This window comes from Methylorubrum podarium, from assembly GCF_022179745.1.
In the GTDB taxonomy this organism is placed as follows: Bacteria; Pseudomonadota; Alphaproteobacteria; order Rhizobiales; family Beijerinckiaceae; genus Methylobacterium; species Methylobacterium podarium.
Map to the genome: position 1 here is coordinate 1 of NZ_BPRD01000260.1, position 12,569 is coordinate 12,569.

Consider the following 12,569-nt stretch of genomic DNA (forward strand, 5'->3'; position numbering starts at 1 on the left):
CACCGCCGCGTCGATGGCCGCGAGCCGCTCGATCGCCCGATCCGCGCGATGGGCGAGGATCAGGGCGACCCGGTCGGTTTCGGCCCAGCGGAAGCGCAGGGCGGCGGCGACGGTGCGGGCGAGCGCCGCCTCGTCGAAGGCCGGGTTCTCGGCGACCAAGCCTTCGAGGCCGTTGGAGAAGGCGAAGCTGCCGCTCGGGAAGGCGGTGTCGGCCTGCTGGAGCGCGGTGAGGGCGGCGAGCAACGCCTCAACCCTCCTCGGCCGCCGGGTCGACGGAATGGGCGACGCGGCCCTCCTCGACCAGGGCACCGAGGCGCACGAGATAATCCTCCGCCGGCCCTTCCAGCGCGACCAGGATCGCGCCGCCGTCGAAGCGGATCCGCCAGTGCAGGTTTCCGGCATGGTAGCCGAGTTCGAGCGCGTCGGGGATGCGCGCCGGCACGAGCCGCAGCCAGCGCTCGGCGCCGACGCGGGCGACCAGGGCATGATGGTCGTCGAGGACGAGCACGGCCCCGTCGAACAGGGCCTGATCCCGCGGCAGGGCGAGCGCAATCTCCTCACCGCCCACCGTCGTCGCCCGAAGGCGGCGCCGGGCCACGTCGGCGCTCGGCACCCTCAGGATATCCACCGCGCCGTGATGCTCGAGGTGATGCAGGCGCTCCGCCAAGCCGGCCTCCGACCGGTTGCCCAGGACGCGTTGGATCACACGCATACGCCACGACTCCGATGCACACGACGCTCCGCTCAACGAGCGGGAAGGGAACTCCTCCGGAGCCTATGCGAGGATCGGGCCAAAATCGAGCGTAAAGAGAATTTATTTTTCTCAGAAAGAAATAAAAGTGGGCTGTGAATGTCTTACCGCGACGCGAGCAACGGGGTCGCGTCGCGACCGCGGCCCGGCACGACCACGACGCGGCGGATCTCGCCGCGCAGATAGGCCTGCAGGAACCGGTCGTAATCCTTGAACGAGATGCAGCCGTTCGAGGCGCCGTTGGGGCCGAGCAGGTAGGTGTGGGTCAGGAGGCCGACGCGGCCGTAGATCGCCTCGCTGCCGCCGACCGGCGTGAGGCGCAGCGCCCGCACGCCGTGGAACGGCGCCTCGCGCTCCGTCAGGTCGTAGGTGCCCGGCGGCGTGGAGCCGCGCATCTTGAGATGGACGAAGCGCGGGTCGTCCATGCTCTCGCCGAGGCCGGAATGCGCCTCCAGCCGCTCGCCGCTCGGCAGGACCACGCTCTGGGCGCTGATGTCGTAGACCGCGATCCCGCCTTCGCCGGACGGCGGTGCGACCGGGGCCGGCGTGACGAGCGGCCGGCGGGCGGCCGACTCGGCCGCGCCGTTCTCCAGGGCCGCGTAGGCGAGGGCGGGGGCGGGGGAGGCGGTTTTCTCGACGCCGAGCAGCTTCTCGAAGAAGGTGCGGGTGTCCTCCGTCGGGGTCGGCGCCACCGCCACCGTGGCCCGGCGGGCGGCGAGACGCTCGGCCCGGCGCAGGGCCGCCGCCGCTCCGAGGCTCGTCAGCTCGGGCGGGCGCCGCACGGGCAGGGGCACGCGCTGGGCGAGAGCGGCCTCCTGAGGCGCGTCCGGAAGCCAGAACAGGGCCGCCATCCCGAACCGGGCGTCGGCCGGAGCGGGCAGCGCCAGCGGCCCCCACTCGGCGAGCGCGACGTCCTGCGGTTCGGCGGCCTCCGGTGCGGCGGCTGGCGCCTGGGTCGGCTCTTGAACCGACGCTTCAAGCGACCCCTCAACCGACCCTTGGGCGGCGGTCTCGGCCATCGCCTCCGAGGGGGTATCGGTCACGAGGGCATGGTTCACGGGGGCGTCCGGCACCGGCTCTGCCGCAAAAGGCGTCACCACGGCTTGCCGGGGCGGCAGGCCGAGGGATCCGAACGGGGCGGACGAGGCCAGGATCAGCGCCGCGCTCACGTAAGCGGCCGAGGGCAGCGCCCACGAGAAGAGAGGATGTGCCATGCTGCGCCGCCCGAAACCTCGTCCCGGAGCGGCCCCCGCCCCCGAACCGCCCTGTCGGCACGGGCGCAATGCTCCCGCAGCCGGTCAATCTGTCGTTAACCAAATGTCCGGCGGCACTCGGCGATTCTGGGGCGAGATCGTGGTCGGGCGGGGGTAAAACCGGAGCGGACTTTGGGCCGGGCCGGAGAATTGCCGCCGGATCGCAGGCCAGCAGCGCAATGTCGAGAGGCCGGATCGGCTCGAAAGTCGCGTCGGTCGAAGATTTGCGGCGATGATCCGTTCGACTCTCAAGTCGCCATCGGATCCGGACGATCGGCGATCTTGTCGAGACGGAATGCCCGGTCGTCCAAGACGCACCGCGATCATTTGGGCGATCGGAGATACCCGCGAATCTGCACGAAGGACGCACCAATGGCGTTCAGGGCTTGGCGTCTGCTGCCGAGCAGGTGCTTCAGCTCGAGTTGCGCCGATCCGTGGGGCGGGCCTTCGAGGTCCGGCAGGGGCGGCAGGATATGCGCGTAGTAGGTTCTGCCGAGAAGCCGGTGCAGCAGACGCTCGCCGGGGAAGGGCTCGTTGTTGTTCAGGGCGCGTGCGGCCTTGATGAGATTGCGGATGTCGTACTGGACCGGGCTGATGTCCGGCACCTGCTTGGCGAGGCCGAGCAGCGTGTAGACCGCCACGCGCGCGGTGCGGACCGAGCTGTCCATCGTGAAGACGATGTCGTTGGAGGTTTCGACGAACTGGCCCATCAGGCCCAGATTCGTGCAGCCCTTGGGCACGACGTGCGGCCGGTCGCCGGCGGCGCGGGGCATGAACATCGCCGTGATGTAGGGCATCAGCGCCAGGCGAACCTTTGTCCTGGCCGCGACCGCATCCAATTGATCGGCGATCCCGAGATGGTAGCAGAGTTCGCTCAGGATCTCCCGGCCCGTGCAGGCCGGCATCGGCTTGCCGACCTGGTTGCCGTCCCGATCCATCAGGAGCGCGTAGGCCCAGAGCACCAGCACGTCCTTCGGCTGACCGGGAAAATGCGGCTGGCGGTTGCAGGTCACGCTCAGCACCCAGTTCGAATCCGTGAAGGTGATGATCCCGCCCGTCACGGTCCTGCCCGAATAGGGATCGTTGACCGCCAAGTCCTTCAATCGCTCGACGAGGGGCGACGGCTGGCAGGTCAGCGTCACCGATTCCCACATCGATTTCCCGGTATCGCCGTAGAACTTTTCGGGTTTTCCGAAGATCGGGGATTTTTCCGCCAGGTTCTTCCACAGCGTCCAATCGCTGTCCTCGCCCGGGTCGTGCCGGCCGCGTTCGAGGAGAGGTGCACGGTCCATGTCGCCGTAGGCCGTGCCCTCGGTCATCGAGCCCGTCAGGGCGAAGACCACGTCCCCGTCCCCGACCGGGATGATCTCGTCCCTGCCGTCCGTCCGGACGTGGATGCCCGTGACGGTCCGGGTCTCGCCCTCGACCCGCATCGCGAGGTCGTCGGCGCGGGCACCGAACCGCACAGTCACGCCGCGGGCCTGGAGGTGGTCGACCAGCGGGCGGACGAAACTGTCGTACTGATTGTATTTCGGGAAGACGAGCGCCGACATGTCCGCCAACCCGTCGATCGCGTCGAGGAAGCGGTGCATGTAGAGCTTCATCTCGAGCAGGCTGTGCCAGTTCTCGAAGGCGAACATGGATCGCCAGAGGAACCAGAAATTTGTCTCGAAAAATCCGGTGCTGAAATATTGCTCGATGGTGATGTCGTCGAGATCCTCCTTGCGCTTGAGCAGCAGCCGGACCAGCTCCCATTGCTGGGGTTTCGTCAGCCCGAAATGCGTAAAATCGCGGATCTGCCCTTGCCGATGCATGAGCCGCGCTTTCGAGTAGTTGGGGTCGCGGTCGTTGACGAGCCGATACTCGTCGAGGACGCTGTAGCCTTCCGGCAATTCGAGCGCCTGAATATCCTGGAACATGTCCCACAGGTTGTCGTAGTTCCAGTTCATCTCGCGGCCGCCGCGGATGATGTAGCCGTCCTCCGGAGTGCCGGCGCCGTCGAGGGAGCCGCCCTCGACGCCCAAGGCGTCGAGGATGGTGATGTCCTCGCCTCGCAGGCCGCCGTCGCGGATCAGGTAGAAGGCGGCCGCCAGCCCGGCGATGCCGCTGCCGATGATCCAGGCCCTGCGCCCCGCCACCCGCTGATCCGGGATGGGGCGGTTGCGCATGTAGGCCCCCATCATGTCCGGGGGCGGCAGCGTGTTGTCGGGCCGGTGCTGCCAATAGGCGGTCGACGCGTCCGCCTCCACGACGACATCGCGGCCGTTTTCGCCCGGGTGGGCTCCCGCCATCGCGCGTCTCCCAAGGTAAGCGCCCGGCGTCGTCACGTCGACGTTACGGATCGGGCCGCGATCGGTTCGCAATTGCTGTCAGCGGACGCCGGATGAACGCTTGCCCGAGATCGCGTCGGACGCTCGGGTTCCGGCCGGAGCATTTCTCGGCCCGCCTGCCGGGTCTTCCAATGAGACAGATCAATTCGTGCCGCCGGCCTGTGGGTTAGGGTTGGGATCTGCTCGCGAAGGGGCGTGAAGTGCTGGTCGTTCGGGCGACGACAGGGTCCGGTATCGAGACGTCTCCGTCGAGATCCGGTGATCGTCGGGGAAATACAGAACAGACGCCGTGCCGGTCGCGTGTGGTCGTCGGCGCAGCTTCGAATTTTGCCTCTTTGTGCCCACGGACGTCCCTTCGACGACCCATGATCGCGGAGAGACGGCCGTCTTCAGCCGGCCCGGTTCGCCATCCTGACCGAGACGCGGCCGGGACCACCGGACCGTGCCCTATCGTGCGAGGAGGAACGCATGGCCGAGCTCGTGGTGGTTGGCTTCGAGGATCCGCACGAGGCGGACCGCGCCCTGAACGCGTTGGCACGCCTGCAGACCGAGTACCTGATCGATCTGGAGGATGCGGTCGTCGCCCTCCGGAGTCCCGACGGCAAGCTGCGGCTCAAGCAGAGCGTCGATCTCGTCGGCGCCGGCGCGGCCTCCGGCGGCATCTGGGGAGCGATGTGGGGTTCGCTGGTCGGCCTCCTCTTCCTCAACCCGCTGCTCGGCCTCGCCACCGGCGCCGCCCTCGGTGCGGGCGCGGGCGCCCTGTCGGGCAAGCTCGCCGATTTCGGCATCAACGACGATTTCATCCGCAAGATCGCCGAGACCCTGCAGCCGAACACCTCGGCCCTATTCATCCTCGTGCGCAAGGCTCAGCCGGAGAAGGTCCTCGCGGAGATGTCGCAGTTCCGCGGCCGCGTGATCCGGTCCTCGCTCTCGCCGGAGCAGGAGAGCCGTCTGCAGGCGGCCTTGTCGCGGCCGGAGGTGTCGATGCCCGGCAGCGCCGAGCCGGCATCGCCGTCCGCGGACGGCGTCGGCGGCGGCCTGACGCCTCCCGGCGGGGCTCCCGGTCAGACGGGCGCCTGAGCCCCCCGAGGGGACGGCTCGTCGGCGGCACGGCTCGGACCCGCCGCCCGGCGCTCTAAGCCGGTACCGGCCGGTGACCGGCGGCCGCCGGCCGGGGGCGGCGGTTCAGGACGCTGCGGAGGGCGCGCGCGACCTGCTCGGTCGAGTAGGGCTTGCGCACGAGGTCGAAGCCGTGGGCGTCGTCCTGGGCCAGCACGTCGCTGTAGCCGGTGGTCAGGATGATCGGCAGGTTCGGGTGGTCGGCCCTCAGACGCCGCGCGAGCTCGACCCCGCCCATTCCCGGCATCACCACGTCCGAGAAGACGGCATCGAACCGGAACGGCACCCGCTCGAATTCGACGAGCGCCGTCTCGGCGTCGTGCGCCCAGACGATCGAGTGGCCGAGATCCTCCAGAAGCTGGGTGCAGAAGCGCCCGACATCGAGGTTGTCCTCGACCACGAGCACGCAGAGCGCCCGCTCCTCGATCGCGGCCTCGGGCTCGTCCTCCCCCGGCTTCGCCTCCGGTTCGGGCGGATCGACCTGGGGCAGATAGAGCGTGAACGTGGTGCCGCGTCCCGGCTCGCTGGCCACGTCGATGTCGCCGCCCGACTGCTTGGCGAAGCCGATGACCTGGGAGAGGCCGAGCCCCGTTCCCTTGCCCACCGCCTTCGTGGTGTAGAAGGGCTCGAAGATGCGCGTCAGGTGCTCCGGTGCGATCCCGATCCCGTCATCGGAGACCGACATCGCGGCGAAGGGTCCGGCCGCGCCGGCATGGCCGCGGATCGAGGGCAGCGCCGTCCCGCAGGCGAGCCGGAGCGTCAGCGTGCCCTCGCCCGATACGGCGTCGCGGGCATTGACCGCGAGGTTGACCAGCGCGGTCTCGAACTGGCTCGGATCGACCCGCACGTGGCAGGCGGCCTCCGGCACCGCCACCGCGATGTGGATGCGGGTGCCCGTCACCGCGTTCAGCATGTCGGCCACGCCGCGAAGCCGCTCGCCCAGATCGAACACCTCGGGCTTGAGGGGTTGCCGCCGGGCGAAGGACAGGAGCTGGCTCGTCAGCTTGGCGGCGCGATCGACGGTGTCCGAGACCGCTTCCAGGTAGCGGCTGCGCCGCTCCTCCGGAAGGTTCGGCCGGCGCAGGAACTCGACCGAGGAGCGGATGATGGTCAGCAGGTTGTTGAAGTCGTGCGCCACGCCGCCGGTGAGCTGCCCCACCGCCTCCATCTTCTGGGCATGGCGGAGCGCCTCCTCGGCCCGGGCGAGCTGCTCCTGGCTGCGCAGCCGCTCGGTGACGTCCTGGGCGTATTGGAACGCGCCGATCCTGCGCCCTTCCACGTCCCGCAGGGCCGTGAACCGCAACTCGTAGAAGGGCCGGTTGCGGTCGGCGTCGCCGAACGCCTCGACGAGGCTGAACTCCTCGCCGGACAGGGCGCGCGACCAGACCGCCCGCGCCGCCGCGCGGTGGTCGGGATGGTCCCCGAGCAGGTCGAGGAGGCTGTCGCCGGCCCGGGGCCGGACGCCGTAGATGCTCTCGAACTCGTCCGCGTAGGCGCGGTTGACGGCGAGCACGCGGTAATCGTGGTCGAGCGCGGCGACCAGCGCGTCGGTGGTCTCGAACACGTCGGCCCAGAGCTTGCGCTGGGCGAGCGCGTCCGCGACGCGCCGCTCCAGCGTGGCGTTCATCTCCTGCAGCCGCTCCTCCGCGAGCTTGCGGTCGTGGATGTCCTCGACGACGCCGTACCAGCGGATGATCGCGCCGCTCTCGTCGCGCCTCGGCCGGGCGCGCGCCCGCATCCAGCGGTACGCGCCGGTGCCGGCGATGCGGATGCGGTAATCCACGTCGACCGGCTCGCCGGAGGCGAGACAGCTCGCGAACACGGTCATGGTCCAGGGCACGTCGTCGGGGTGAAGCGACTTGGCCCAGCCGGATCCGTCCGGCTCGCCCGGGGCCTGTCCGGTCAGTTCGAGCCAGCGGTTCGAGTAGGAGGTGATGTTGCCGTCCGGGTCGCAGGTCCAGGGCACCTGCGGATTAAGCTCGACCGTGTGTCGGTAATGGTCCTCGCTCTCCCGCAGGCGCCGCTCGCCGAGGACGCGGGTCGTCGTCTCGGCGGTGACGCAGAACAGGCCGCTGACGGCGCCGGCCTCGTCGTAGGCGGGCGAGTAGGTGAAGGACCACCAGCCCTGCTCGGGTCTTCCCTCCCGCGAGAGGTCGAGCATGACGTCGGTGACGGTCTGGCTCTCGCCCGCGAGGGTGGCCTCCACGAGCGGGCCGATCTCGTCCCAGATGCTCGCCCAGACCGCGCGGAAGGGCTGCCCCAGGGCGTCGGGGAGCCGGTAGCCGAGGATCGGCCGGTAGGCGTCGTTGTAGAAGCAGAGCAGGTCCGGCCCCCAGGCGAGAAACATCGCCGTGGGGCAGGACAGGATCAGGGACAGCGCGCTGCGCAGCGATTGCGGCCAGCGCTCCGGCGGCCCGATCGAGGTCGCCGACCAGTCGTGGGCGCGGATCTCGGCACCGGTCCGTCCCCCGGGCGGCAGGAACGAGAAGGCGTCAGCCATGATGCGCGACGCCCGGCGCCCAGGCATCGCCACGCGGCACCCAACCCACCACCCAACCCACCGGCCACCCCATCGCGGCGCGGTCGCCGACGGGTTCGCCACCGGTCGCGGTCGGTCGAACCGCGCCGGCCGGGCGCTTCAGGCATCGAGGGGGGCGACCAAGCATGGCGGGAGGATGACCTGTCGGTTCGTCGCGGGCGGGCATCGGGCGGGCACGGGGTTGCCCGCGATTCAACATCACGCGAATTGTAACCGGGGTGAGCGCCGGGAGTTGCCATCCACGGCGGCAACACAGTTGTGAAAAGAAAGATGCCGTCCTCGGTGCGGTCCTCGGTGCAGTCGATGGCACGATGCGCCGAATTCCCGACGGCGCCAGCCTCACTTTCGCCCCGGCCGAACCTGCATGGTGGAACCATCCGGCCGTCCCGAACCTGTCTGTACGATGAACTGCGCCACGACGAGCGAGCAGGAGGCGTTGCGCCTTCGAGCCCTGGACCGTTACCGGTTGCTCGACACGCCCCGTGAGCAGGATTTCGATGAGATTGCGGAGGCGGCCGCCGAGTTGTGCGCGACGCCGATCGCGGTGGTCAACCTCGTCGGCGATGGGCGGCAATTCTTCAAGGCGGAAGTGGGCCTCGGCGTGCGCGAGACGCCGCTCGAGACGTCCTTCTGCCGGCAGGCCATCCTGCACAACGACTTCCTCTACGTCCCGGACACCGCCCGCGACCCGCGCTTCGCGGGCAATCCGCTCGTCGAAGGCGAGCCCGGCCTGCGCTTCTACGCCGGCGCCCTCCTGAAGACCGCCGAGGGATTGCCGATCGGGACCGTCTGCGTCCTCGACACCCGGTCGCGCAAGCTGTCGGAGCGCCAGCGCCGCGGCCTCGCGCGGCTCGCCCGCCAGACCATGGCGCAGATGGAGCTGCGCCGCTCCCTGCGCGAGCAGGCGGAGCAGCGCCTGCTGCACGAGCGCATCCTCGACAGCGCCACCGACTACGCGATCGTGGCCACCGACCCGCGCGGCCGCGTCACGCGCTGGAACGCGGGCGCCGAGCGCATCCTCGGCTGGACCGAGGCGGAGATGCTGGGGCAGGCGATCGAGGCGTTCTTCACGCCGGAGGATCGGGCCGAGGGCCGGGCCGAGGTCGAGATGCGCATGGCCGCGCAGTGCGGCCGCGCGCCCAACGAGCGCTGGCACATCCGCAAGGACGGCAGCCGCTTCTGGGCCTCGGGCGAGATGATGCCGCTCACCGCCGAGGGGGGCGGGCTCATCGGCTTCCTCAAGATCCTGCGCGACCGCACCGGGCCCCGCAACGCGGAGGCCGCGCTGCGGGACAGCGAGCTGCGCTACCGCTCCCTCGTCGAGGTCAGCCCGCAGGTGGTGTGGTTCGGCGACGCGGCCGGCACCATCACCTACTGCAACGCCTACTGGTACGACTACACGGGCCTGCCCCCCGGCGAGACCGGCGAGGCGAGCTGGATGGGCGCGATTCACCCCGATCACCGCGAGCGCGTCCGCGAGGCGTGGCTCGCGGCGGCGCGAAGCCAGGGGGCCTACGAGGTCGAGTTTCCCCTTCGCCGCGCCGACGGGCAGTACCGCTGGTTCCTGTCGCGGGCCCGGCCCGTGCGCGACGAGGCGGGCCGCCTCACGAGCTGGATCGGCACCACCCTCGACATCCACGAGCGCAAGGTGGCCGAGGAGCGCTTCGAGGCGCTCACGGAACTGGCCCCGGCCATCATCTGGTTCGGCAATCCGGACGGAAGCCTCAGCTACCTGAACGACCGCTGGTTCGCCTATACCGGGCAGACCCCGGAACAGGCGCTCCCCCTCGGCTGGGGCGAGGCGATCCACCCGGACGACCTCGCCGGCCTGCTCCTGGCCTGGGACACCGCGCGCCGCCGCGAGATCGTCTACGACACCGAGGCGCGCCTGCGGCGCCACGACGGGACCTATCGCTGGTTCCTGATCCGGGCCGAACCGCGCCGGGATGCGAGCGGCGCGGTGGTCGGCTGGCTCGGCAGCAACAGCGAGATCCACGACCGGCGCCAGGCCGAGGAGGACCTGCGCAAGGCGCGGGAGCAGCTGTACCTCGCCGTCGAGGCGACCGGGACCGGCATCTTCGACTACGACCTCGTCACGGACACGCTTGAATGGGACGCGCGGACCCGCGCCCTGTTCGGCCTGAGGCCGGACGCGCCCGTCAGCTACGGCGTGTTCCTGGCGGGCCTGCACCCGGACGACCGGTCCTGGGTCGATCAGGCGGTCATGGCCGCGCTCGACCCGGCCGGAAGCGGCAGCTACGACATCGCGTACCGGACCGTCGGCCTGGAGGACGGCGTCGAGCGCTGGGTCGCCGCCAAGGGGCAGGTCTTCGTCGTCGACGGCCGCCCCGTGCGCTTCATCGGCACCGCGCGGGACGTCACGGAGAGCCGGCGGGCCGAGCAGGCCCTGCGGGAGACCGAGGAGCGCTACCGCCTCGCGGCGCGGGCGACCAACGACGCGATCTGGGACTGGAACCTCGCGACGAACCACGTCCTCTGGAACGAGGCGCTCACGGTCGCCCACGGCTATTCGCCGGAGGCGGTGGATCCGACCGGCGACTGGTGGATCGCCCAGATCCATCCCGACGACCGGGCGCGGATCGACGCCTCCATCCACGCCGTCATCGACGGGGCCGGCACCGCCTGGAGCGACGAGTACCGCTTCCTGCGCGCGGACGGCAGCTACGCCGACATCCTCGACCGCGGCTACGTCATCCGCGACGGGCACGGGGCGGCGGTGCGGATGATCGGGGCGATGTTCGACATCAGCGAGCGCAAGCGGGCCGAGGAGCACCAGCGCCTGCTCACGGGCGAATTGCAGCACCGGGTCAAGAACACGCTCACCCTCGTCCAGGCGATCGCCAGCCAGACGTTCCGCAACGCCCCCGATCCGGAGGCGGCCCGCGAGGCCTTCGCCGCGCGCCTTATCTCGCTCGGCCGCGCGCACGACATCCTGACCCGGTCGAGCTGGACCGAGGCGCCCATCGCCGAGGTCGTGGAGGGGGCCCTGGCGGTCCATCGCGGCGCCGCGACGGCGCGCATCCGCGCGAGCGGGCCGGGCGTCCTCCTCGGCGCCAGGGCGGCGCTCTCGCTGGCGCTGGCCCTGCACGAACTTGCCACCAACGCGACGAAGTACGGCGCCCTCTCCAACGAATCGGGATGCGTCGATCTGCGCTGGCACGTGGTGCACGAGGGCGAGGCGCCCCGCTTCTGCCTGACATGGTCGGAGCAGGGCGGCCCGCCGATCCTGACCCAGCCCTCGCGCCGCGGCTTCGGCTCGCGCCTGATCGAGCGCAGCTTCGCCGCCGAGGTCGGCGGCGAGGTCAAGCTCACCTACGCGCCGACCGGCCTGGTCTGCCGCCTCGAAGCCCCGCTCGCCTCCATGCAGGAGCCGCGGAACGAGGCCGCCGCCTGAGGTGATGCGGGGCGGCAGGACGCCGCGCGGCCCCGCCACTCCCATCCGCCACCGGACTGCCCGGATGCGCCCTCGATCGGGGCGCCGGTATGAAGATGGCGTGGCTTGTGCATACCGCGTCGCTGCGGTCTTATGTCGATCGATGCCCCGACCGTGGGTCGCCCGCCGCGGCGGCGAGCGCTCTCACGAACGCGGCGACGCTTGCCCGCGGGGCAGTGCCGAGGCCGCACTCGACGCTCGCGCCGCCGGCCTCGGCCGGGGCCGCCGCGCTCTTCATGTCCCCGCCGACGCGCCCGACGCGGCGTGCGGGCCCCATCCACGGCTTCGCAACGGGAGTTCCCTGTACGATGAGACGCACCACCCTCTCGGCCGCCGGTCTGGGCGCCCTCCTGGCCTTCACCGCGCCGACCTCCGCCCACGACCTCTGGCTCGACCCGACCGGGAGCGGCGTCCAGGTCCTCTACGGCCATCCCCACGAGCCGGAACTGCCGAGCGCGGGCAAGCTGATGAGCCTGACCGCCTACGAGCCGTCCGGCGCGGTGGCGCTGGCCGCCAAGATGGAATCCGCTCCGGCGCCGGCGCTCAGGGCCGCGCATGGCGGCGACGCGCTGTTCGCGGCGGCCTACGACAACGGCTACTGGGTGCGCCTGCCCGACGGCAGCTACCGCAATGCCAGCAAGCGGATGCTTCCGACGGCCGACAAGAGCCTGTGGTCGGTGAAGTTCGCCAAGGCCGTGTCCGGCCCGTCGGCCCCGTGGGGGAAGGTCGTCGGCCAGCCGCTGGAGATCGTTCCGCTGGAGGAGCCGGCCTCGGCTGCGGCCCAGATCCGGGTGCGGGTGCTGTTCGAGGGCCGTCCGCTCGGAGGCGCCAGCGTGGTCGCCACCGACGGCGTGACCTTCAAGAGCGAGGCTGATCAGGCCCGCGCGGCGACCGATGCGGACGGCGTCGCGGTCGTCCCGCTGCGCCGTGCCGGCCCGCAGGTGCTCGGCGTCAGCCACCGGGTCACCCCGTCGCAGACCCCGGCGCTCGCCGATTCCGACAGCTACGGGGCGACGCTCGCCTTCACCGTGACGGATCCGAGGACCAACTGAGCGTCACGCTCGATCACAGGGGGCGGCCGCGATCGACCGCCCTACCGGCGAATGAAAGAAGGGGCGCATCG

At 70.7% G+C, this 12,569-nt stretch carries 8 protein-coding genes; 3 read left to right on the forward strand and 5 right to left on the reverse strand.

Annotated elements, in window-relative coordinates; translation table 11 throughout:
* From MFF42_RS13665 to MFF42_RS13680, 4 genes are all read right to left on the reverse strand, one after another.
* The coding region (locus MFF42_RS13665; protein WP_507763110.1) for an urease accessory UreF family protein at positions 1-243 on the reverse strand (243 nt) is incomplete at its 3' end.
* A gap of 4 nt (positions 244-247) precedes the next feature.
* The gene (gene ureE, locus MFF42_RS13670) at positions 248-712 is read right to left on the reverse strand and encodes an urease accessory protein UreE (protein WP_238256222.1); all 465 of its coding nucleotides are present in this window, start codon (positions 710-712) and stop codon (positions 248-250) included.
* A gap of 143 nt (positions 713-855) precedes the next feature.
* Positions 856-1,965 carry a DUF2778 domain-containing protein gene (locus tag MFF42_RS13675; protein ID WP_238256223.1) on the reverse strand — a complete coding sequence of 370 codons (1,110 nt, stop codon included), beginning with the start codon at positions 1,963-1,965 and terminating at the stop codon, positions 856-858.
* Between the two features lie 362 nt (positions 1,966-2,327).
* The gene (locus tag MFF42_RS13680; RefSeq protein WP_238256224.1) at positions 2,328-4,295 is read right to left on the reverse strand and encodes an oleate hydratase; all 1,968 of its coding nucleotides are present in this window, start codon (positions 4,293-4,295) and stop codon (positions 2,328-2,330) included.
* A gap of 507 nt (positions 4,296-4,802) precedes the next feature.
* Here MFF42_RS13680 and MFF42_RS13685 point away from each other — a divergent pair.
* A complete protein-coding gene (locus MFF42_RS13685; RefSeq protein WP_238256225.1) occupies positions 4,803-5,414 on the forward strand; it encodes a DUF1269 domain-containing protein in 612 nt (203 codons plus the stop codon).
* Positions 5,415-5,469: 55 nt separating this feature from the next.
* Here MFF42_RS13685 and MFF42_RS13690 read toward each other — a convergent pair whose 3' ends face one another.
* Entirely contained in the window at positions 5,470-7,953 is a 2,484-nt protein-coding gene (locus MFF42_RS13690) for a PAS domain-containing protein (protein ID WP_238256226.1), read from the reverse strand.
* A gap of 442 nt (positions 7,954-8,395) precedes the next feature.
* On the opposite strand from MFF42_RS13690, the gene MFF42_RS13695 reads away from it, so the two are divergent.
* Both MFF42_RS13695 and MFF42_RS13700 read left to right on the forward strand, forming a co-directional pair.
* Entirely contained in the window at positions 8,396-11,407 is a 3,012-nt protein-coding gene (locus tag MFF42_RS13695) for a PAS domain-containing protein (protein ID WP_238256227.1), read from the forward strand.
* 347 nt (positions 11,408-11,754) lie between these two features.
* Complete coding sequence (locus MFF42_RS13700) at positions 11,755-12,498, forward strand: DUF4198 domain-containing protein (protein WP_238256228.1); 744 nt, start codon at positions 11,755-11,757, stop codon at positions 12,496-12,498.
* Positions 12,499-12,569: the final 71 nt, after the last annotated feature.